This window comes from Yersinia aleksiciae, from assembly GCF_001047675.1.
GTDB classification, from domain to species: domain Bacteria; phylum Pseudomonadota; class Gammaproteobacteria; order Enterobacterales; family Enterobacteriaceae; genus Yersinia; species Yersinia aleksiciae.
This window is the reverse complement of the sequence record NZ_CP011975.1, coordinates 1,536,992-1,558,549: the sequence shown is the minus strand read 5'-3', so window position 1 is coordinate 1,558,549 and position 21,558 is coordinate 1,536,992. Positions and strand designations below refer to the sequence as shown.

Below are 21,558 nucleotides of genomic sequence, written 5' to 3'. Positions count from 1 at the left end.
TGATGACTAAAAATAGCCTCAGAGACAATTGGCTGCCCCTGAGTGCTTTGTTACGTATTTTGTTTGCGTTGCAGTAATGGCTTCAGGAAGCGGGCCGTATGTGATGCGGCGCACTCTGCGACGGTTTCTGGCGTGCCAGAGACTAAAATCTCGCCGCCACCACTGCCGCCTTCTGGCCCCAAATCGACAATCCAGTCCGCCGTTTTGATCACATCCAGATTATGCTCAATCACCACGATGGTATTGCCCTGATCCCGCAATTGATGCAACACCGCCAGCAACTGCTGAATATCCGCAAAATGCAGGCCAGTGGTGGGTTCGTCCAGAATATATAACGTCTGACCCGTACCGCGTTTCGACAGCTCTCGGGACAGTTTGACCCGCTGCGCTTCACCGCCAGATAAAGTGGTGGCCGATTGCCCCAGACAAATATAGGACAGACCCACATCCATCAATGTTTGCAGCTTACGTGCCAGCGCTGGCACGGCATCAAAGAACTCACGAGCCTCTTCGATGGTCATCGCCAACACTTCGTGAATGCTCTTGCCTTTGTACTTAACTTCCAGCGTTTCACGGTTATAACGCTTACCTTTACACTGGTCGCAAGGCACATAGATATCCGGCAGGAAGTGCATTTCGACTTTAATCACCCCATCGCCCTGACAGGCTTCGCAGCGACCGCCTTTGACGTTAAAGCTGAAGCGACCCGGTGTATAGCCGCGAGCGCGTGATTCAGGTACGCCAGCGAATAGCTCCCGGATTGGCGTAAAGATACCGGTATAGGTCGCCGGGTTAGAACGCGGTGTCCGGCCAATCGGGCTTTGGTCGATATCGATAACTTTATCGAAATGTTCCAATCCCTGAATATCGCGGTAGGGCGCGGGTTCGTTGGTGGTGGCACCGTTCAACTGGCTTTGGGCGATGGAATATAGGGTATCGTTGATCAGCGTCGATTTACCGGAGCCAGAAACACCGGTAATGCAGCTAAATAGCCCGACAGGCAGTGTCAGCGTGACATCTTTCAGGTTGTTGCCGCTGGCACCAATCAGTTTCAATACTTTGCTCGGGTCACCCGCCACCCGTTGCGCTGGAATCGCAATTTCCCGCTTGCCGCTGAGGAACTGGCCAGTCAATGAATTTGGCGCAGCCATAATGTCGTCTACGGTGCCTTCCGCCACCACTTCCCCACCATGCACACCGGCACCGGGGCCGATATCAATTACATGGTCTGCGGCGCGGATCGCATCTTCATCGTGCTCCACCACAATCACGGTATTACCCAAATTGCGCAAGTGAATCAATGTTTCCAGCAAACGCTCATTATCACGTTGATGCAAGCCAATGGATGGCTCATCCAACACATACATCACGCCAACCAACCCTGCACCAATCTGGCTGGCTAAGCGGATACGCTGTGCCTCGCCACCGGACAGAGTCTCAGCCGAGCGCGACAATGACAGATAATTCAGCCCAACGTTAACCAAGAACTTCAGTCGGTCGCCAATCTCTTTCAGTATTTTCTCGGCAATCTGTGCCCGTTGACCGCTCAGTTTCATATTCTGGAAGAAGGTCAACGCGTGGCCAATGCTCAGTTCTGAAATCTCTGGCAACGTGGTGTTTTGGACAAAAACATAACGCGCTTCTCGGCGCAGACGTGTGCCGCTGCACGAGGCACAGGAGCGATTGCTGATAAATTTCGCCAGCTCTTCACGCACCGCACTGGATTCCGTCTCTTTATAGCGGCGTTCCATGTTGTGCAGCACCCCTTCGAAGGGGTGACGGCGAACGGTGGTATCACCGCGATCATTAATGTATTTGAACTCAATGGTATCTTTGCCGGAACCGTACAACACCGCTTTTTGTGTCGCGGCATCCAGCGAATTAAAGGGCGCTTCGATATCAAACTTATAGTGATCCGCCAGCGAACGTAGCATCTGGAAGTAATAGAAGTTACGGCGATCCCAGCCACGGATAGCGCCGCCTGCCAGAGACAACTCAGGATTTTGCAGTACGCGCTCGGGATCAAAGAACTGCTGCACGCCAAGGCCGTCACAGGTTGGGCAAGCACCGGCTGGGTTGTTAAAGGAGAACAGACGCGGCTCCAGCTCACTCATGCTATAGCCACAAATCGGGCAAGCAAAGTTGGCGGAGAATAACAACTCTTCGGCGTGGGGATCGTCCATATCTGCCACCACAGCAGTCCCGCCAGATAGCTCCAGCGCGGTTTCAAATGACTCAGCCAGACGCTGCGCCAGATCTTCACGCACTTTGAAGCGATCGACCACCACTTCTATGGTGTGTTTCTTTTGCAGCTCTAATTTTGGTGGATCAGAGAGATCACAAACCTCACCGTCGATCCGCGCCCGGATGTAGCCCTGCATCGCCAGATTTTCCAGCGTTTTGGTATGTTCGCCTTTGCGATCTTTGACCACGGGGGCCAGTAGCATCAGGCGGCGGCCTTCCGGCTGGCTGATGACGTTATCCACCATCTGACTAACGGTTTGAGCAGCCAGCGGCACATCATGATCAGGGCAACGTGGTTCACCGACACGGGCGAACAGCAAACGCAGATAGTCATGAATTTCGGTGATTGTTCCCACGGTGGAACGCGGGTTATGGGAGGTCGATTTTTGCTCAATGGAGATGGCCGGTGAAAGACCTTCAATATGGTCGACATCCGGTTTTTCCATCAGCGATAGAAATTGGCGCGCATAGGCGGAGAGAGACTCAACATAACGGCGTTGCCCCTCAGCATACAGGGTATCAAAAGCCAGTGAGGACTTGCCTGAACCCGATAGACCGGTGACAACAATCAGTTTGTCGCGCGGGATAATCAGGTTGATATTCTTAAGATTATGGGTGCGAGCGCCCCGAACTTCGATATTATCCATTCAAACATTTCCCGGATTTAGCTGAGCCTCTCACCGTGCCTTTTTCGCGCCCATTTGCCATGAAAACACACTTCAGAAAAAGCCAAAATGTGCACCTTGCAACGCCAAAAAAAGGACACAGCCAGTACGAAACGGATAATTATGACACAAAAAAACCTGAATGGATATCCAGTGTCCGAGTGCAATTAAGACAGATTGCGCGATAAATCTGTAATGCATTACGCACTTATGATCTGTTGTGCCGTTTGGTGGTTAGCGTGTTAAACTTACTCGTTTATACTGTACAAAATTTACTTCATCAGGAGAGTTAACATGGCCAGCAGAGGCGTAAACAAAGTGATTTTGGTCGGGAATTTGGGCCAAGACCCAGAAGTCCGCTACATGCCTAACGGCGGCGCTGTTGCCAATATCACCCTGGCCACTTCCGAAAGCTGGCGTGATAAAGCAACCGGCGAGCAGAAAGAGAAGACGGAATGGCACCGTGTGGTGTTGTTCGGCAAACTGGCTGAAGTAGCGGGTGAATACCTGCGTAAAGGCTCTCAGGTCTATATCGAAGGCGCATTGCAAACCCGTAAGTGGACAGATCAGGCTGGTGTTGAGAAATACACCACTGAAGTTGTGGTGAACGTTGGTGGCACCATGCAAATGCTGGGTGGCCGTCAAGGCGGCGGTGCTCCGGCAGGTGGTGGTGCACAACAAGATGGCGGCGCGCAAGGTGGTTGGGGTCAACCTCAACAGCCACAAGGTGGCAACCAGTTCAGCGGCGGCCAGACCTCACGCCCAGCTCAGTCTGCACCAGCAGCACAGCCGCAAGGCGGCAATGAGCCACCAATGGATTTCGACGACGACATCCCGTTCTGATTGGTGTCAGGTAAAAACCGCGTAATCAGCAAAACCCAGCGTAAAAGCTGGGTTTTTTACATTATTTATTTTATAAACCGTAATGAAAAATACCGCTATCGGGTGTCATCGTAATATCCAGTTTATAGGCTGTAATTTGACTCTGATGCCAGAATAATTAGGCTGTAATTTGACTCTGATGCCAGAATAATAAAGTGTTATCGGCGACTCGACTATAATCACTTCTCTACTGTTGTAACTCTTTCTGTCACCTATCATAGGGAGCTTGGTTATGGTCATTGTTCACCATCTGAATAATTCACGTTCACAGCGTATCTTGTGGATGCTGGAAGAGTTGCAAGTCCCCTATGAGTTGAAGCGCTATCAGCGCGATCCGGGCAGCTTGCTGGCACCCCCTGAACTGAAGAAAATCCATCCGCTAGGTAAATCACCGGTGATCACCGACGGCGATCTGACGCTGGCGGAGTCGGGGGCTATCATTGAATATTTGCAGGAAGCCTATGACGCGCAGGGGCTGTTTAAGCCGACTGGCCATTATGATCGCCAGCAGTTTCGCTACTGGATGCACTATGCGGAAGGTTCATTGATGCCGCTGCTAGTGATGAAGCTTATCTTCAGCCGACTGGGTGGGCCGCCAGTGCCGTGGATTATCCGTCCAGTCGCTAAAGCGTTAGGCGATGGGGTGCAGAAAAATTATCTGAATAAGCAAATTGCCACCCACCGCGATTATCTGGAGCAGCATCTCACTCAGCATCAGTGGTTTGCGGGCAGCGATTTCAGCGCGGCAGATATCCAAATGAGCTTCCCTATTGAGGCCATCAACAGCCGTGGTGGTCTTCAGGGCTTTCCGAAACTGCAAGATTTCTTAGTGCGGATTCATCAGCGCCCCGCTTATAAACAGGCGATTGAGAAGGGCGGGGCCTACAAACTGGAAAGCTGATCATCGGCGATTCAGTATCAAAGGTCACTCGAGGTCAACGGGTGTGAGGCCGCTCACACTTTCGTTTGCCCTCGATTTGATGCTTACGGACAAATTAATGTTAAAAAATGCATTAAATGTCGCTATCTGGAGTTGATTAGTCAGTACTTTTGGCTAGATAATCGTTTGCCTTACAATAAAGCTATTTTATTTGCCATTTTGAACTTGGGCAGTGCTCCAAATCCTCACGTACCATGCGTACTTCCAGCTAATCGTTTGCTATTTCCTCCGCCATCTTGGCATTGGAGGAATTGACGAGTTAATCGGCAGGGACGGAAACGATTACGTATGGAAAGGGTGCCTGGTTTGCTGATGACTTTTAATGACACACACAGGGGACATAACCATGTCTAGCACCAATCCTCAAGCGAATGCGGCAGCAAAGCCAAAAAGTTCGCTTGATGCATTTTTCAAGATTAGTGAACGTGGCAGTAATGTACGCCAGGAAGTGCTGGCCGGTCTGACGACCTTTTTGGCGATGGTCTACTCGGTCATCGTTGTGCCAAGCATGTTGGGCAAAGCAGGCTTCCCGCCAACAGCGGTGTTTGTCGCGACCTGTCTGGTGGCGGGCTTAGGTTCTTTGCTTATGGGCTTGTGGGCGAATTTGCCGATGGCGATTGGTTGCGCCATCTCATTGACTGCGTTTACCGCATTCAGTTTAGTATTGGGTCAACACATCAGTATCCCTGTGGCATTGGGCGCAGTATTCCTGATGGGGGTGCTGTTTACCATCATCTCTGTCACCGGGATCCGTTCGTGGATATTGCGTAACTTGCCGATGGGCGTGGCACACGGCACCGGTATCGGTATCGGTCTGTTCCTGCTGCTGATTGCGGCGAACGGTGTCGGCTTGGTGATCAAAAACCCAATTGAAGGTTTGCCAGTGGCGTTGGGTGCATTTACCTCTTTCCCAGTGATTATGACGTTATTGGGTCTGGCAGTGATTTTCGGCTTGGAAAAACTGCGGGTGCCGGGTGGCATTCTGCTGGTGATTATCGGCATCTCGGTTATCGGTTTGATTTTTGACCCAAGTGTGACCTATCAGGGGCTGTTCGCTATGCCTAGCTTGGCGGATGCTAACGGCGACTCTTTGATTTTCAGCCTCGATATCATGGGCGCACTGAAACCTGTGGTGCTGCCAAGTGTGCTGGCGTTAGTCATGACTGCGGTGTTTGATGCCACGGGCACTATCCGCGCGGTGGCGGGTCAGGCTAACTTGCTGGATAAAGACGGCCAAATTATCAGTGGCGGCAAAGCGCTAACCTCTGACTCCGTTAGCAGCATCTTTGCGGGTTTGGTGGGTGCGGCTCCGGCTGCGGTGTACATCGAGTCTGCTGCGGGTACGGCGGCAGGTGGCAAAACCGGTATGACCGCAACTGTGGTCGGTGTGCTGTTCCTGTTCATGCTGTTCCTCTCGCCGCTCTCCTATCTGGTTCCGGCTTACGCCACGGCTCCTGCCCTGATGTATGTGGGTTTGTTGATGTTAAGCAACGTGTCCAAACTGGATTTTGACGACTTTGTTGATGCGATGTCCGGCCTGCTTTGCGCGGTGTTTATCGTGCTGACCTGTAATATCGTCACCGGCATCATGCTGGGCTTCAGTTCACTGGTGATTGGCAGGATCTGTTCCGGCGAATGGCGTAAACTGAACATCGGTACCGTGATTATTGCGGTGGCGCTGGTGGCATTTTATGCAGGCGGTTGGGCGATTTAACGCCACAACGATTGGGGACGTCTTGTCCCCAATATTGCCACCACCGCAATATCCCCATTTCTTTGTTTTTTCCTGCTCTCTGCGACAGGTTTTTTTCCCGTTTCATAAAAAAGTGATCTACTATCAAAAGCTACGCGTTGGCCCTGTTGACGGGCGAGTTCGATCGTTAGGTAGTATTGAGTTGAGTCTAAGGAAAGCATGGAAATCTTTTTTACAATCCTCATTCTGATTCTGGTGGTGTCGCTCTCCGGCGTGGTCACCCGAATGTTACCGTTTCAAATCCCCCTCCCACTGATGCAGATTGTCTGTGGTGCCTTATTAGCCTGGCCCCACTTTGGTTTGCATGTCGATTTTGACCCAGAATTATTCCTGGTGCTGTTTATTCCGCCGCTGCTATTTGCCGACGGTTGGAAAACACCGACACGGGAGTTTATTCATCATGGGCGGGAGATATTGGGTCTGGCGCTGGCCTTGGTGCTGGTCACCGTGGTGGGTATCGGCTATCTGATTTACTGGATGGTGCCGGGTATCCCGCTGGTGGCGGCCTTTGCGCTGGCGGCGGTATTGTCGCCAACCGATGCCGTGGCGTTGTCCGGTATTGTGGGGAAAGGGCGCATCCCGAAATCGATTATGGGCGTACTGGAAGGGGAGGCGTTGATGAACGATGCCTCCGGTCTGGTGGCGCTGAAGTTTGCTATCGCGGTGGCGATGGGCACCATGATATTTACGGTGTCCGGTGCCACGTTAGAGTTCCTAAAAGTGGCGATCGGCGGCCTGTTGGCGGGTGTGGCGGTCACTTGGCTGTACAGTAAATCGCTGCGTCTGATGAGCCGCTGGAGCGGCGATGATCCGGCGACACAAATTGTGTTGTTGCTGCTGTTACCTTTTGCCTCTTATCTGATTGCCGAACATATTGGCGTGTCCGGTATCCTGGCGGCCGTGGCGGCGGGTATGACCATCAGCCAGTCTGGCGTGATTCGCAATGCCCCACTGACGATGCGGTTACGTGCTGATAGCGTGTGGTCGATGCTGGAATTCGTGTTTAACGGCATGGTATTTATCCTGCTGGGCCTGCAATTACCGGGGATTTTGGAAACCTCGATCGTGCAGGCGGAACTGGACCCAACCATCCAAACCTGGAACCTGTTTGCTGACGTTGCCATCATTTATGGCGCATTGCTGGTGCTGCGCTTCAACTGGCTGTGGTCGATGAAAAGAATCAGTAAGCGCTTACTGAAGAAACGGCCGCTGGAGTTTAGCAACTACACCACTCGCGAGCTGTGGGTGGCATCGTTTGCTGGGGTGCGTGGGGCGATTACCCTCGCCGGTGTGCTGTCGATCCCGTTATTCCTGAGTGATGGTTCCGCATTCCCCTCCCGCTACCAATTAGTGTTTATCGCCACTGGCGTTATTCTGCTGTCGGTCATTGTCGGGGTTATTGCCCTGCCGCCATTACTGCGCGGTGTGGTCATGGCCGATAAGAGTGCCAGCCGTGAAGAGATTCGCTTGGCGCGGGCGGCGGCGGCGGAAGTGGCGATTGTCAGCCTGAATAAGATGGAAGAGCGGCTGGCGGCCAGCAGTGAGGAGAATATCGATCCCGAACTGCTCAAAGAGGTCAGTTCACGAGTCATCGGTACTCTGCGACGGCGCACGGGCAGTAAGGATGAAGTCGAGAGCACCTTATTGATCGAAAATCTGGAGCGACGTTTCCGCTTAACCGCGCTGCGGGCCGAACGTGGCGAGCTGTATCACCTGCGTGCCACACAGAAAATCAGTAATGAAACCCTGCAAAAACTGCTGCACGACTTGGATCTGCTGGAAGCGCTGCTGATCGAAAAAGAGGGTTAGTTCCTCTCATCCGGCTGCTGCTTGGCAGCCGGTTTTATCTCAACCAATGAACCATTGGGCCAAAATTCACGGCAGCGGCTAATCCACGCCTGCGCGCTGTGCGAAAGGTAACTTCCCTGCCGCCAAATTAACCCCAATTGCCACGGCATCAGTGGTGTTAACGGCAGCCATAGCAGCGCTTTTTTATCCAGCCGCTGGCAAATCGGTTCCGGTAAAATGGCGATGCCAATATTGGCTTGCACCATGGCGGCCAAAAAGTCCCATTGGCCGCTGCGCACTGCGATTTTGGGAATAAAGCCACTGGCAGTGAACGCCCCCATTAACTGGCGGTAGAGGGCGAAATCCTTGTTATAAATCAGGATAGATTGGTCGGCCAATTCGGCAATGCTGATGGTGGTGCGGTTGAGCCAGAACGCGGTGCGTGGTACCACCACACATAGCGGATGACTGAACAGTGGCAGGGTGGTCAGGGGTAAATCGGCATCGGCGGGCAGGGCGGTGAGGGCAAGATCCAGTTCACCTGAGAGCACCGCCTGTTGCACGGCTAAGCCGCCGAACTCGGCAATTTGCAGCTCCACACCGGGGTAGCTTTGGCGAAACTCGCTGATGAGCACCGCCATTTGGGTGCCAACCATCGGCGGAATACCTAAGCGTAATTTGCCCTTCTTTAACGAGCCAATATCTTCCAGCTCCGTCTCCAACTGCTGAAATTGGTCGAGGATCGCCAGTCCGCGCTGATAAACCGCTTGCCCGCTATCCGTCAGATGCAGGTGGCGACCCTCGCGAATCAACAAACTGCACTCAAGTTCGTTTTCCAGATTGCGCAACATTTTGCTGATGGTGGGCTGGGTGACAAACAGCTTCTCCGCCGCACGTGTGAAGCTCTGCTGGCGCACCACTTCGACGAAATAGCGCAGCGTTCGGATATCCATCGATTTTTCCTGTCAGTGAGTGGAGCCATAGCTTGAATTCAAAGTATGCCATTTAGGCATGATTACGATGATTTTAATTCATTTTTTGCAAGGTTGCCTGCGGCCTATACTGAGCACTGACAAAATTTCCCACTGGGGTTGCTCATGTTGTTGGCGTTACGCAGTTTTGCGCCGTCATTTCTCACTCGCTTACAGGTACCAGTTCAAGTGGCGCTGTATGCGGGGCTATTTATCATTGCTGATCAGCTGGTTAGCGTCTTCCATCTGCCCTTGCCTGCTAATATCGTCGGCATGTTACTGCTGCTAGCGATGATTATGCTGCGAATTCTGCCGGTGCGTTGGGTTCAGGCCGGATCGCGCTGGTTGCTGGCCGAAATGCTGCTGTTTTTTGTCCCCGCAGTGGTGGCGGTAGTGAATTATGCCCAGTTGATCATGGTGGATGGCTGGAAGATTTTCGCTGTGATTGCCGTCAGCACTTCGCTGACACTCGGGGCAACCGGGTTAGTGGTTGATCGGGTTTACCGCTTTGAGGTGTGGCTGCAACGCCGCAAGTCTAATCGCCATGAATGATTTAATCATCAGCATCGCCTGTTTTCTGGCGACACTGGTACTCTATTTTGCCAACAAAAAACTCTATCGCCGCCGCCGTTCACTGTTGCTGATGCCCTTGGTGCTGACGCCGATGGTTTTGGTGTTGCTGCTGGTGGTTACCCATATCTCTTATCAGGATTATATTGGTGAGACGCATTGGTTGCTGTGGCTATTGGGGCCAGCCACCATCGCTTTTGCCGTGCCAGTGTATGAGAATTTGTCGATCATCCGCCGCCATTGGCTATCACTTACTGCAGGGGTGATTACCGCCATCACCGTGGCGGTGGTCAGTTCGGTGTGGTTGGCGAAGTTACTCACGCTGTCGGAAGAGGTGCAACGCAGTCTGGCGGTGCGCTCCATCACCACACCTTTCGCGCTGGAAGCGGCTAAACAGCTGGGTGGACAACCTGATTTGGTGGCGCTGTTTGTGGTGATTACCGGGGTGTTTGGTATGGCGGTCGGGGATCTGCTGTTCCTGCGGCTGTCAGTGCGCAGTGGGCTGGCAAAGGGCGCCGGTCTGGGGGCCTCCTCCCACGGCGCGGGTACCGCGAAAGCCTATGAGATGGGGCCGCAAGAGGGCGTGGTCTCCAGCTTGGTGATGATGTTAGCTGGTATTATTACAGTGATCGGCGCGCCGCTCATTGGCCACTTATTGTGGTAAAAAATCGGTGATAAAACAGTCATGGGTAAAAACAACACCCTGGTGATGGTCGCTGAGTCAATAAAGGCTTAACTCAATCGCCATTGGCCTTTTTCGGCATAAATAGGAAAGAGCCAGAGCGCTCAAAGAAGCTTTGAGGAATGTAATTATTAATGTTATTTGCATCGCAATATTCGATGATTTGCCGTTTACTGGAAACGCCCGCCTTCCGATAAATACTTTGGATGATATTACAGACGGTTCTGGAAGATAGAAAGATTTTACTGGCGATTTCTGCACTTGAGTATGCGTGTAAAAGATAAAATAATACCTCCCATTCTCTGTTTGAAAATAGATTTGAGGGGGGCGTAAATACAATTGATGTCGGTATTTTTATCTTGCCTAAATAAGACAGTGTCATATTATCCACTGCTCGACCATGGAAAATGGTCCCTACAGATGTTCCATCTTCATCAATTAAGGGATATTTATCAAAAAACCAAGGTTGAACATAGGGGCTACCCTCAAATGCATGTATTTCCAAGGATGTTATACGATCTTGTAACGATTCAACCTTACGGTCATGTTCTTGAAACTCAGTTTGAAACTCGGACGTTGATGCAGGAAGCTCACCATCTAATCGACCTTCCACGCAAAAATCGTCAGGTAAGGTCAGTAATTGATGATATTTCTTATTTGCATAAATAAACCGTGATTGATTATCTTTCACTCCCCAAGGCTCTGAGCTTTTCTCCCAGAATCGGATTAGAAAGCTCAGCATTTTTGATAAATCATCTTTCATCGTGTTTCACTCTTACTGATTTAGTTGATTAATTTATTGTTTAATAATTAGCGGCATCTCGTTATTTATAGAGAATGTTAATTTATTTAATAACGATTGCCTTCTGTCGGCAAGATTATTATTTTTATATTTTAAGCTAGTCAGCGCTGAATAATAAACTTTTGTGAATTTAGCGGTAATAATTCGATGGATGATAATATGGTGAATATTTCAATGGCAGAAATAATTAAGAATGATGATTTACGGGCTTATTGCAGAGTAGCGGGATGAAAAAAGGGTGAGGAAACCTCACCCACAAATATTCAATGAAAACACCCAACGTAATGAATTTAGTGAATAACCTGTGCCAGAAACGCCTGTGTGCGCTCTGATTTCGGATTCGAGAAGAATTCCGCTGGCGGTGCTTGCTCCACGATTTCGCCGCGATCCATAAAAATAACCCGGTCGGCAACGGTGCGGGCAAAGCCCATTTCGTGGGTTACGCACAACATAGTCATGCCCTCGTGCGCCAGACTTATCATGGTATCCAGCACTTCTTTGACCATCTCCGGATCTAGCGCCGAGGTGGGTTCGTCGAACAGCATGATTTTGGGTTTCATACACAGAGAGCGGGCAATCGCCACGCGCTGTTGCTGCCCACCGGAGAGCTGACCAGGGAATTTATGGGCGTGCTCGGCAATTCGCACCCGCTCCAGATAGTGCATTGCCAGCTCATCGGCCTCTCTCTTTGGCATCTTGCGTACCCAGCTTGGGGCCAGGGTGCAGTTCTGCATCACGGTTAAGTGCGGGAACAGATTGAAGTGCTGGAACACCATGCCGACCTCGGTGCGCACTCGTTCGATGTTCCGCAAATCATCATTTAGCTCAATGCCATCCACCATGATCTTGCCCTGCTGATGCTCTTCCAGATGGTTGATGCAACGGATAGTGGTGGATTTGCCGGAGCCGGAAGGGCCGCACAGCACAATGCGTTCGCCGGGGCGTACATGCAAATTGATATCTTTCAATACGTGGAACTGTCCGTACCACTTATTGACGTTTTCCAGCGTAATCATCATTTTATCGCCGAAGATTGGCTGATTGTCGCTCATGTTATGCCTCAATGTGTGGAACGTCCGGTGTGAAAGCGCTTTTCCAGATGCTGGCTGTAGCGCGACATGCTGAAACAGAAAATCCAGTAAACCGCGGCGGCGAAGACATAGCCTTCAGTTGACATCCCCAGCCAGGCGGGGTCGACGGTGGCTTGTTGCACGCTGCTGAACAGATCAAACAGGCCAATGATGATCACCAGACTGGTATCTTTAAACAGAGCGATAATGGTGTTCACCAGCCCCGGAATCACCATTTTTAGGGCTTGCGGCAAGATGACCAGCCCTTGGGTTTTCCAGTAGCCCAACCCGAGTGACTCTGCGGCTTCGGTCTGGCCTTTGGGTAAGGCTTGTAGCCCGCCGCGCACCACTTCTGCCACATAGGCGGACTGGAACAGCACGACCCCCACCAAGGCACGGATGAGCTTATCGATGCTGGTGCCTTCGGTCATAAACAGCGGCAACATGACCGAGGACATAAATAGCACGGTGATTAACGGCACCCCGCGCCAGAACTCGATAAATACCACCGACAAAATACGCACCACGGGCATATTGGAGCGGCGAGCCAGCGCCAGTAAGATGCCGAGCGGCAGTGCGCCCGCAATACCGACGGCGGCAATGATTAATGTCAGTGTCAGACCGCCCCACTGGCGGGTCTCCACGCGGGTCAGCCCGAGAAAACCGCCATATAGCATCACCCAGACCAGCAGCGGATAGGCCACCATCCAGATCGCCAGATAGCGGCCACGACGTGGCATTCCGCGCCAGAACAGCGGGATCAGCGTGAGTAATCCGATGATGAGCGTGGTATTAATGCGCCAGCGCTGTTCGATCGGGTAGAGGCCATACATAAATTGGCCAAAGCGCGCATGAATAAATACCCAACAGGCCCCTTCGCGAGTGCAATCGGTGCGTGATGTGCCTAGCCAGTTAGCATTAAAAATTGTCCAATTCAGCAGCGGTGGGATCAACTGCCACATCAGCCACAGACACAGCAAGGTCAGCAGGCTATTGCTCCAACTGGAGAAGAGATTCTTTCTGGCCCAAAAGACCATCCGACTCAATGGGTTCCCCGGCCGCACAGTGCTGGGTGGTTCGCGGGTTAATGTCATCGTCATTCGCTCCCCTTAGCGCTCTACCAGCGCAATGCGCCGATTGTAGAGATTCATTAAGAATGAAATGGATAGGCTGATAACCAAGTAGACCGACATGGTGATGGCGATGGTTTCTATCGCCTGACCGGTTTGGTTCAGCACGGTACCCGCGAATAGCGACACCATATCGGGGTAGCCGATGGCCGCTGCCAGTGAGGAGTTTTTGACGATATTCAGATATTGGCTGGTCAGTGGTGGAATGATGACCCGCAACGCCTGCGGCAAAATAACCTGACGCAAGGTGACAGTATTCGGCAGTGCCAGTGATCGTGCGGCTTCATGCTGGCCGTAGGGCACGGACTGAATGCCGGAGCGAATCACTTCCGCAATAAAGGTTGAGGTATAAACCGACAGCGCCAGTGTTAGGGCGGCCAATTCAGGGATCAGCACCAAGCCGCCTTTAAAGTTAAAACCGCGCAGTTCGGGGATATCCCAGTGCAGCGCCGGACCAAACATGAAGTGAGCCGATGCGGGCAGGGCAATCAAGAGCAACAGACCCAGCAGCCAAGTGCGGTGGAACTGGCCGGTATGTAACTGACGGAAATGGTTATAGCGATAGAGGGCGATGATGGCGACCACCGCCAGCAGCAGGGCGATCAGCGCGGGCATAAAACCTGCAGCAAACTCCGGTGACGGCAAATATAAACCACGGTTACTCAGAAATGCGACACCGAAGGCATCCATACTCTGCCGTGGCCCCGGTAGATTGCGTAATACCGCGAAATACCAGAAGAAAATTTGCAGCAACGGCGGGATATTGCGGAAGGTTTCGATGTAGATGGTCGATAGTTTGCGTAATAGCCAGTTGTCAGACAGACGCGCCAGCCCGATAAAGAAGCCCAGTATCGAAGCAAAGAAGATGCACAATACTGAAACCAGTAAGGTATTGAATAGCCCGACCAAGAATACGCGACCATAGGTATCGCCCTGCTCATAGTCGATAAGATGCTGAACGATGCCAAAACCGGCACTGTTGTTCAGGAAGGCAAAACCGGAGGTGATGCCCCGGGTTGATAGATTAGTAATGGTGTTATGAATCAGGTACGCACCGCATCCGATCAGTATCAATAGCGCAATAATTTGATACAGCCAGGCGCGCACCGCTGGATTGGTCAGCGAAAAGGCACCTTTGACGGTTGGGCGTTGTGACATAGTGTGGGCCTCGGTCTGGGTCATACATCCGGCAGGGCTAACCTGCCGGAGAGATCAAAGAGTGCATCTGTTATTAGCGAATCGGTGGGGCGTACTGGAGGCCACCATTGTTCCACAGTGCATTTTGCCCACGTTTGATTTTCAGCTCACTGCCCATACCGACGTTGCGGTCAAAGCTTTCGCCGTAGTTACCCACTTGTTTGACGATTTTAACCACCCAATCGTTCGGTACTTTCAGATCTTTGCCGTAGTTGCCTTCCTGACCTAACAGGTGGGCCATATCCGGAGTGGTAGGTTTCGCCGCCAGTGCATCGACGTTTTTCGAGGTCACACCCATCTCTTCCGCATTCAGCATGGCAAACAGTGTCCAGCGCACGATGGCGAACCAATCTTCGTCACCACGACGTACCACTGGCCCCAGAGGCTCTTTCGAGATCACTTCTGGCAACACGATAAATTCGTCTGGTTTACCTAACTTGATACGTAGCGCATACAGCTGGGATTGGTCAGAGGCCAGCGTGTCGCAACGACCTGAGTCCAGCGCCTTGGCACTCTCATCGGAGCGGTCGAAGGTCACTGGGGTGTATTGCATTTTGTTGGCTTTAAAGTAGTCAGCAACGTTCAACTCCGTATCGGTACCGGCCTGAATACAGACAGTGGCACCATCCAGCTCTTTGGCGCTCTTCAGCCCAGCTTTATTGTGGGTCAGGAAGCCGATACCGTCGTAATAGTTCACGCCGGTAAATAACATTCCCATACCCGCGTCGCGAGAGGAGGTCCAGGTGGTGTTACGGGACAAAATATCCACTTCGCCGGATTGCAGGGCGGTGAAGCGCTCTTTGGCGGTCAGCGGGGTATATTTTACTTTTTCGGCATCACCGAAGATGGCGGCAGCAACACCGCGGCAGACATCGACATCCAGGCCGGAGAATTTGCCGCTGGCATCGGCGTAAGAGAAGCCGGGCAACCCATCACTGATACCACATTGCACAAAACCTTTTTTCTTCACCGCATCCAAAGTAGTACCCGCGTGGGCCTGACCCGCTAATGCCACTAATGAGGCGGCAGCTACCAGCGTTGAAATCATAATTTTTTTCATGAAAGCGTCCTGTGAGGCAAAGTCGAACCTATTTTAATTTTGTGGCGCACCAGTGATGCACCGTCGCTGTCTGTTGGCATGTAGCCAGTTTGGTATTAGCAAATGGGATGCCAGAGTTGCATTTCATTGCTTAGAGAGCGAATGACTGGGGTATACCTCTTTGTAGGTAATTTCTGACAGGGCAATACGCACTTAAATGGCGCATTTATCGGCAAGTTGATGCTTTTTAGTGCAAGGGGGGTGGAAAAAATGGGTACAGTTGTGCAAAGAGGTGCAGCGTGGATTTCAGATAACAAAAAACCCGCATTGGGTGCGGGTTTTGTGCTTGCTGACAAATCTCATTTATAGCTCGGTGACTGGCGGGTCGACTGCACCGATGGGTGCTCCGACGGCTTACGCCGTTACGACCCATTCGGCACATTTCCCCGCTAATCAACTTTGTTAGCAGTCTGAACCCGCATTGGATGCGGGTTTTGTGCTGTTGGATGTCTTACTCGCTTAATTTATTGATGTGATGGGGGCACTCAATAAAGTGATGGTTCCCCGGTGGGGCGGGTTTTAAAGCGGCGATGCAACCACAGATATTGCTCTGGCGCGCGCAAGATCTCTTGCTCAATCACCTTATTCATATAGCGGGCGGCGGCGATCTCATCGTCGATGGGGTAATCTTCCAACGCCGGTTGTATCAGTAGCTCATAGCCACGGCCATCGGGTTTGCGCAGTAAAACCAATGGTAGCAGTGCCGGTTTTGCCAGGCGGGCCAGCATAAAGGTGCCGCTGGTGGTCGCCGCTTGATCGACGGCGAACAACGGTGCAAACACGCTGCCACGCGGGCCGTAATCTTGATCCGGTGCAAACCATACCGCTTCACCTTTCTTCAATGCCTGTACCATGCCACGGAGATCTTTACGGTCGAGCATCGCCTTATTGGACCGCATACGACCCCAAGTCTGTACCAGCTCCATCACTTTATTGTTGTGTGGGCGATACATTGCCATCATCGGCTGACACTGCCCCATTACGCGGCCACCTAGCTCCAGCGACATAAAGTGTACGCCAATCACCAAGACGCCACGGTTGCCCTCCTGCGCCTTTTTCAGGTTATTCAAGCCGGAGACGGTAAACCAACGCTTAATGCGGGAATCGGGCCAAAACCAGGCCATACCAGTTTCCATCAATCCCATGCCCAAGGATTCAAAATTACCCACAATAGTGCGCTCCAGGGTCTGCTTGTCCATATCAGGGAAACAGAGCTCCAGATTGCGTCGAGCGATGGAAACCCGCCGCTTGAGGAAGCGCATTGAGGTACGCCCCAGCCAAATCCCCAGTTTGTTAAGCATCGGGTAGGGCAGTTGGACTAACAGAAACAGCAAACCAAGGCCAAACCAGGTGAGCCAATAGCGCGGGTGAAGCAAGGAAATATGAAATTTCTGCGGTTTTATCATGTGAACTCTATCGTTATGCGTTAAGTGCGAGTGTGTAACGCATAAGGACATAACTCGATAGCGGTACATATCGTCAGACACTGAAGGTCAACTATTGTTTTCGGGAAGACGACAATTGACGCAATCTTTACATTAAAAGCGGGGATCGCGTAGTGAATGGTCATAGAGGCAGGCTATCGGTTAGCGAGTGTAGCTTTAAGAGGATTATATCATATTCGGGGTAAATGAAAGAAAAAGATCAACCTATGAGGTACGGGCTGAGTTATCTCGACATAAACTGCGATCACACTGCCGCGATGAGCAGAAAATTAGGCTCTAAAAGGGGGGCATGTTTATCCATTGTGGGCGAAACGAGATCGCTATCTCAGTTTCGATCAATGGTGGTTTTAGGTGCTGATGATAGGGGGTTGTTAACGTGCTACATCACGCTCAGAAAAAGTAATTTGTATTTAATTGGTTAACCATTTGTTATCAAATGGTGTGAAACACATCTGGTTTTGATCGCTTTTGTTCTTCTCATTATTTTATTAACTAATATTTAACTCAATAACTCACTGGATTTTACTTTTATGGGCTTGCATCACAACTCTCTCTGCTTCGTCGCGCGGCCTCTTGTGTTCCTTTGTTAATCTTCTGTGTGTGAAAAGCAGTCACATGAAAATAAAACACTCACTTTGCAACACCACTGACTCTTCACCCTGCAACCCACCCGTTATCTGAAAGAAAACAAGAAGGTATTGCTATGAAATTTAATCTCGCATTACTGAATGCATGTGTTGTTTCTGCATGCATGCTGTTCACCACGCAAACGATGGCAGAGAAAAAACCTGAAATTGCCGTTGTGGCGAAAGTCACCGGTATTCCATGGTTTACGCGCATGGAAGTGGGCGTCAATGAAGCCGCCAAAAAACTGGATGTGAATGCTTACCAAGTGGGGCCAGCGACGCCCGATCCAGCGCAACAAGTTAAAGTGATTGAAGACCTGATCGCCAAAAATGTGGATGCCATCATTGTGGTGCCGAACGATGCCAAAGTGTTGGAGCCGGTACTGAAAAAAGCCCAAGAGAAGGGCATCGTGGTACTGACCCATGAATCACCGGATCAACGAATTGGGCAGTGGGATGTTGAAACCATCGATAGCGAAAAATATGCTCAGGCCAATATGGATGAACTGGCAAAAGCCATGGGCGGCAAAGGTGGCTATGCCATTTATGTTGGCTCTCTGACTGTGCCACTGCATAACGCTTGGGCAGATTACGCCATCAAATACCAGAAAGAAAAATACCCTGAGATGTTCGAAGTGACCCCGCGTCTGCCAGTGGCCGAGAACATTGATAAATCTTACTCCACCACACTGGATCTGATGAAAACCTATCCACAAATGAAAGGGATCATTGGTTTTGGTTCACTGGGACCTATTGGTGCGGGTCAAGCTGTCGCCAAGAAACGGGCTAAGGATCAAATCGCGGTTGTCGGCATTGCGATGCCAGCACAGGCTGCACCTTACTTGATGCGCGGTGATATCAAAAAAGCCCTGCTGTGGGACCCGAAAGATGCCGGTTTTGCGGTGGTACAGATTGCTGATCAACTGCTGAAAGGGCAGAAAGTGACATCGGACTTGACCATCGAAGGCTTGGGTAAAGCAGATGTTGATAGCGAAAAAGGTGTGATCCGTTTTAACAAGATTCTTGAAGTCACCAAAGACAATGCGAAAACGTTAGGCTTCTGATTTTCAGACGCCACATCAGGGCATCACCGGCTTCCAAGCTGGGTTTAGCAGTAAAACAGGCAGTGGGAAAGCAGCCCCACTGCCCTCACCACCATCACCGAATGGCGGCAAAAATAGCGCCATACCTATGGCGTTAGGGAAGGTATTGTCATGACTCAGGCCAACGCATTTATCACGCTTGAAAATATCAGTAAGCGATTCCCCGGCGTGCTGGCGCTGGATCAGGTGAATCTCACGCTGAACAAAGGAGAAGTGCACTGTCTGGCAGGCCAGAACGGCTGTGGCAAGAGCACCATTATCAAAGTGATTTCAGGGGTTTATCAGCCAGAGAAAGGCGCTAGCATCCTGATCGACGGCAAGCTGTTCCATCAGCTTACGCCGCAACTCTCATTCTTCTATGGCGTACAGGTGATCTACCAAGACTTGTCGCTCTTCCCCAATTTAACGGTCTCAGAGAACATTGCCGTCCACCGCTATTTGCCCGGCGGCGACTTCTGGGTGAAACGTAAAAGTATGCGCGATCGGGCGCTAGCCGCCATGCAGCGCGTGGGTGTTACCCTCGATCCCGATAAAAAAGTGGAGCAACTCTCCATTGCTGACCGCCAGTTAGTGGCGATCTGCCGCGCTATTGCCGCAGATGCTCGCTTGGTGATTATGGATGAGCCAACCGCGTCGCTGACCAGTCAGGAAGTGAAAGGTTTACTGAACGTGGTACGCGACCTGAAATCGCAAGGTATCTGTGTGGTGTTCGTCAGCCACCGTCTGGATGAAGTGATGGAAGTTGCCGACAGAATCAGCGTGATGCGCGACGGCCAACTGATTGGCACTTGGCCTGCCAGCGAATTAGACAGCCACGAGTTGGCGTTCCGCATGACCGGCCAGCGCTTTACTTACAGCCAACTGCCGCCATTAGCCGCCAAGGCCGCGCCGCTGCTGGAAGTCAGAAAACTGAGTCGTGGCGAGCAGTTCCGCAACATCGATCTGACCCTGCATGAGGGCGAGATTGTCTCGATTACCGGTTTACTGGGGGCGGGCCGCACTGAGCTGTGCCTGAGCCTGTTTGGCATGACCCAACCGGACAGTGGCGAAATACGAGTAGCTGGTGAGCCGGTACATTTTCGCCATAACCGCGACGCGATCCGTCAAGGGATCGGCTATGTCTCCGAAGATCGCCTGACACAAGGTTTGATCATGGAGCAGTCGATCTATGACAACACCATTGTGTCGGTTTTCGACAAATTGCATACCCGTAGCGGCTTGTTGGATCACCCCAAAGCTGCTGCGCTGGTGAAGCAGCTGGTGCAGGATCTGAATATCAAAGTCTCCGACACCGCACTGCCAGTCAAAACCCTGTCTGGCGGGAATGCACAGCGGATCGCCATTGCTAAATGGGTGGCGACACAGCCGCGTATTTTGATTCTCGACTCACCGACGGTGGGGGTGGATATCGCCAACAAAGAGGGGATTTACCACATTGCCAAGGCTCTGGCGGCGCAGGGTATGGCGGTATTAATGATTTGTGACGAGATCCCGGAGGCGTACTACAACAGCCATCGGGTGTTGGTGATGCGTAAAGGTGAGCTGGTGGCCGAGTTTTATCCGCATCAGTGCACCGAACAACAGATCGCCGAGGTGGTCAATGGATAAGCTAAAACTGCGGCAACTTACGGGCCGCCATGAGTTCTATCTGGGTCTGCTGGTGCTGTTACTGGCGGTTGGACTGAGTGTGAAAAGCCCAGAATTCCTGACGTTGGGGAATCTAACTGATGTCGCTACCAGTTATGCCATTTTGGGTATTTTAGCTTGCGGTCTGTTTGTGGTGCTGATTGCCGGTGGCATTGATATCTCCTTCCCTGCAGTTACGGCGATTGCACAATATGTGATGGCCTCGTGGGTGATTACCCATGGCGGTAGCTTCGCTCTGGCATTCATCTTGGCGATGACTGTCGGTTTGGTACTAGGGCTAATTAATGGATTGCTGGTTTATTGGCTGAAAGTCCCGGCGATTATCATCACCATCGCTACACTGAATCTGTTCTACGGTCTGCTGGTCTATGTCACCAACGGCACTTGGCTGTACGGCTTCCCTGACTGGTTTATGACCGGGATTAACTGGTTCTCGTTTACCGGCAGTGATGGCTATGACTATGGCCTGACCCTCCCGCTGTTTTGTCTGGCCGCCACCATTATTTTCACTGGCGTATTGATGAATTATACCCGCCTCGGGCGGCAGATTTTCGCCATGGGCAGCAACAAAGATGCCGCTTCCCGTCTGGGGATTAACATTCTGCGACTGCATCTGTATGTCTATGGCTACATGGGCATGTTAGCAGGCGTCGCGGCAGTGGTTCAGGCGCAGATCTCTCAATCGGTCGCACCTAACTCATTGATGGGATTTGAGTTAACTGTGCTGGCGGCAGTGGTACTTGGTGGCACCAGTATGAGTGGGGGACGGGGAACACTGACCGGCACCGTGTTGGGTGTGATGCTGCTGGCATTTTTGCAAAACGGCCTGACGCTGCTGAGCGTCTCTTCTTACTGGCATACGGTTTTCAGCGGCGTGATCATTTTGGTGAGTATCAGTACCACCGCATGGAATGAAAAACGCAAGTTGTTGAGGGAGCACTGAT

Annotated in this window: 17 protein-coding genes; 9 read left to right on the top strand and 8 right to left on the bottom strand. The window is 51.6% G+C overall.

What is annotated here, in order from left to right:
* Window positions 1–50: 50 nt before the first annotated feature.
* On the bottom strand, window positions 51–2,891 hold the full coding sequence (uvrA, locus tag ACZ76_RS07180) for an excinuclease ABC subunit UvrA (protein ID WP_048618099.1): 2,841 nt from the start codon (window positions 2,889–2,891) through the stop codon (window positions 51–53).
* A gap of 312 nt (window positions 2,892–3,203) precedes the next feature.
* Between uvrA and ssb1 the strand changes: the two genes are divergently transcribed.
* The 4 genes from ssb1 (at window position 3,204) to ACZ76_RS07155 (ending at window position 8,293) form a co-directional block, all read left to right on the top strand.
* Window positions 3,204–3,752, top strand: a complete 549-nt coding sequence (gene ssb1, locus ACZ76_RS07175; protein WP_048618097.1) for a single-stranded DNA-binding protein SSB1 — start codon at window positions 3,204–3,206, stop codon at window positions 3,750–3,752.
* 271 nt (window positions 3,753–4,023) lie between these two features.
* Window positions 4,024–4,692: a glutathione S-transferase family protein gene (locus ACZ76_RS07170; RefSeq protein ID WP_048618095.1), complete on the top strand. Its 669-nt coding sequence runs from the start codon at window positions 4,024–4,026 to the stop codon at window positions 4,690–4,692.
* Window positions 4,693–5,077: 385 nt separating this feature from the next.
* On the top strand, window positions 5,078–6,445 hold the full coding sequence (locus ACZ76_RS07165; RefSeq protein ID WP_048618093.1) for an NCS2 family permease: 1,368 nt from the start codon (window positions 5,078–5,080) through the stop codon (window positions 6,443–6,445).
* Between the two features lie 198 nt (window positions 6,446–6,643).
* On the top strand, window positions 6,644–8,293 hold the full coding sequence (locus tag ACZ76_RS07155; RefSeq protein WP_048618089.1) for a Na+/H+ antiporter: 1,650 nt from the start codon (window positions 6,644–6,646) through the stop codon (window positions 8,291–8,293).
* Here ACZ76_RS07155 and ACZ76_RS07150 read toward each other — a convergent pair.
* Window positions 8,290–9,225, bottom strand: a complete 936-nt coding sequence (locus tag ACZ76_RS07150) for a LysR family transcriptional regulator (protein WP_048618087.1) — start codon at window positions 9,223–9,225, stop codon at window positions 8,290–8,292. The two genes, ACZ76_RS07155 and ACZ76_RS07150, sit on opposite strands and share 4 nt — an antisense overlap.
* Window positions 9,226–9,369: 144 nt before the next feature.
* Between ACZ76_RS07150 and ACZ76_RS07145 the strand changes: the two genes are divergently transcribed.
* Window positions 9,370–9,795 carry a CidA/LrgA family protein gene (locus tag ACZ76_RS07145; protein WP_048618085.1) on the top strand — a complete coding sequence of 142 codons (426 nt, stop codon included), beginning with the start codon at window positions 9,370–9,372 and terminating at the stop codon, window positions 9,793–9,795.
* Entirely contained in the window at window positions 9,788–10,477 is a 690-nt protein-coding gene (locus tag ACZ76_RS07140; protein ID WP_048618083.1) for an LrgB family protein, read from the top strand. The genes ACZ76_RS07145 and ACZ76_RS07140 overlap by 8 nt, the downstream gene beginning before the upstream one ends.
* Before the next feature lie 73 nt (window positions 10,478–10,550).
* On the opposite strand, the gene ACZ76_RS07135 is transcribed toward ACZ76_RS07140, so the two are convergent.
* From ACZ76_RS07135 to lpxP, 6 genes are all read right to left on the bottom strand, one after another.
* A complete protein-coding gene (locus ACZ76_RS07135) occupies window positions 10,551–11,258 on the bottom strand; it encodes a helix-turn-helix transcriptional regulator (protein ID WP_048618081.1) in 708 nt (235 codons plus the stop codon).
* A 329-nt stretch (window positions 11,259–11,587) separates the two neighbouring features.
* A complete protein-coding gene (locus ACZ76_RS07130; protein ID WP_048618079.1) occupies window positions 11,588–12,349 on the bottom strand; it encodes an amino acid ABC transporter ATP-binding protein in 762 nt (253 codons plus the stop codon).
* An 8-nt stretch (window positions 12,350–12,357) separates the two neighbouring features.
* Window positions 12,358–13,461, bottom strand: coding sequence for an amino acid ABC transporter permease (locus ACZ76_RS07125; protein WP_048620227.1), 1,104 nt, complete (start codon window positions 13,459–13,461; stop codon window positions 12,358–12,360).
* A gap of 15 nt (window positions 13,462–13,476) precedes the next feature.
* On the bottom strand, window positions 13,477–14,655 hold the full coding sequence (locus ACZ76_RS07120; protein WP_048620226.1) for an amino acid ABC transporter permease: 1,179 nt from the start codon (window positions 14,653–14,655) through the stop codon (window positions 13,477–13,479).
* Window positions 14,656–14,728: 73 nt separating this feature from the next.
* Window positions 14,729–15,754 carry an amino acid ABC transporter substrate-binding protein gene (locus ACZ76_RS07115; RefSeq protein ID WP_048618077.1) on the bottom strand — a complete coding sequence of 342 codons (1,026 nt, stop codon included), beginning with the start codon at window positions 15,752–15,754 and terminating at the stop codon, window positions 14,729–14,731.
* A 524-nt stretch (window positions 15,755–16,278) separates the two neighbouring features.
* The gene (lpxP, locus tag ACZ76_RS07110) at window positions 16,279–17,199 is read right to left on the bottom strand and encodes a kdo(2)-lipid IV(A) palmitoleoyltransferase (protein WP_048618075.1); all 921 of its coding nucleotides are present in this window, start codon (window positions 17,197–17,199) and stop codon (window positions 16,279–16,281) included.
* 742 nt (window positions 17,200–17,941) lie between these two features.
* Between lpxP and ACZ76_RS07105 the strand changes: the two genes are divergently transcribed.
* The 3 genes from ACZ76_RS07105 to ACZ76_RS07095 all read left to right on the top strand — a co-directional run bounded on the left by ACZ76_RS07105 (window position 17,942) and on the right by ACZ76_RS07095 (window position 21,557).
* Window positions 17,942–18,928 (top strand): autoinducer 2 ABC transporter substrate-binding protein, encoded by a 987-nt coding sequence (locus ACZ76_RS07105; RefSeq protein ID WP_048618073.1) that lies wholly within the window; start codon window positions 17,942–17,944, stop codon window positions 18,926–18,928.
* Window positions 18,929–19,078: 150 nt separating this feature from the next.
* Window positions 19,079–20,575 (top strand): sugar ABC transporter ATP-binding protein, encoded by a 1,497-nt coding sequence (locus ACZ76_RS07100; RefSeq protein WP_048618071.1) that lies wholly within the window; start codon window positions 19,079–19,081, stop codon window positions 20,573–20,575.
* Window positions 20,568–21,557: an ABC transporter permease gene (locus ACZ76_RS07095; RefSeq protein WP_048618069.1), complete on the top strand. Its 990-nt coding sequence runs from the start codon at window positions 20,568–20,570 to the stop codon at window positions 21,555–21,557. The genes ACZ76_RS07100 and ACZ76_RS07095 overlap by 8 nt, the downstream gene beginning before the upstream one ends.
* The last annotated feature ends 1 nt before the right edge of the window (window position 21,558 follow it).

Coding starts and splice junctions, on each gene's coding strand:
- uvrA (WP_048618099.1), bottom strand. CDS start 2,891: ATGGATAATATCGAAGTTCGGGGCGCTCGCACCCATAATCTTAAGAAT.
- ssb1 (WP_048618097.1), top strand. CDS start 3,204: ATGGCCAGCAGAGGCGTAAACAAAGTGATTTTGGTCGGGAATTTGGGC.
- ACZ76_RS07170 (WP_048618095.1), top strand. CDS start 4,024: ATGGTCATTGTTCACCATCTGAATAATTCACGTTCACAGCGTATCTTG.
- ACZ76_RS07165 (WP_048618093.1), top strand. CDS start 5,078: ATGTCTAGCACCAATCCTCAAGCGAATGCGGCAGCAAAGCCAAAAAGT.
- ACZ76_RS07155 (WP_048618089.1), top strand. CDS start 6,644: ATGGAAATCTTTTTTACAATCCTCATTCTGATTCTGGTGGTGTCGCTC.
- ACZ76_RS07150 (WP_048618087.1), bottom strand. CDS start 9,225: ATGGATATCCGAACGCTGCGCTATTTCGTCGAAGTGGTGCGCCAGCAG.
- ACZ76_RS07145 (WP_048618085.1), top strand. CDS start 9,370: ATGTTGTTGGCGTTACGCAGTTTTGCGCCGTCATTTCTCACTCGCTTA.
- ACZ76_RS07140 (WP_048618083.1), top strand. CDS start 9,788: ATGAATGATTTAATCATCAGCATCGCCTGTTTTCTGGCGACACTGGTA.
- ACZ76_RS07135 (WP_048618081.1), bottom strand. CDS start 11,258: ATGAAAGATGATTTATCAAAAATGCTGAGCTTTCTAATCCGATTCTGG.
- ACZ76_RS07130 (WP_048618079.1), bottom strand. CDS start 12,349: ATGAGCGACAATCAGCCAATCTTCGGCGATAAAATGATGATTACGCTG.
- ACZ76_RS07125 (WP_048620227.1), bottom strand. CDS start 13,461: ATGACATTAACCCGCGAACCACCCAGCACTGTGCGGCCGGGGAACCCA.
- ACZ76_RS07120 (WP_048620226.1), bottom strand. CDS start 14,655: ATGTCACAACGCCCAACCGTCAAAGGTGCCTTTTCGCTGACCAATCCA.
- ACZ76_RS07115 (WP_048618077.1), bottom strand. CDS start 15,754: ATGAAAAAAATTATGATTTCAACGCTGGTAGCTGCCGCCTCATTAGTG.
- lpxP (WP_048618075.1), bottom strand. CDS start 17,199: ATGATAAAACCGCAGAAATTTCATATTTCCTTGCTTCACCCGCGCTAT.
- ACZ76_RS07105 (WP_048618073.1), top strand. CDS start 17,942: ATGAAATTTAATCTCGCATTACTGAATGCATGTGTTGTTTCTGCATGC.
- ACZ76_RS07100 (WP_048618071.1), top strand. CDS start 19,079: ATGACTCAGGCCAACGCATTTATCACGCTTGAAAATATCAGTAAGCGA.
- ACZ76_RS07095 (WP_048618069.1), top strand. CDS start 20,568: ATGGATAAGCTAAAACTGCGGCAACTTACGGGCCGCCATGAGTTCTAT.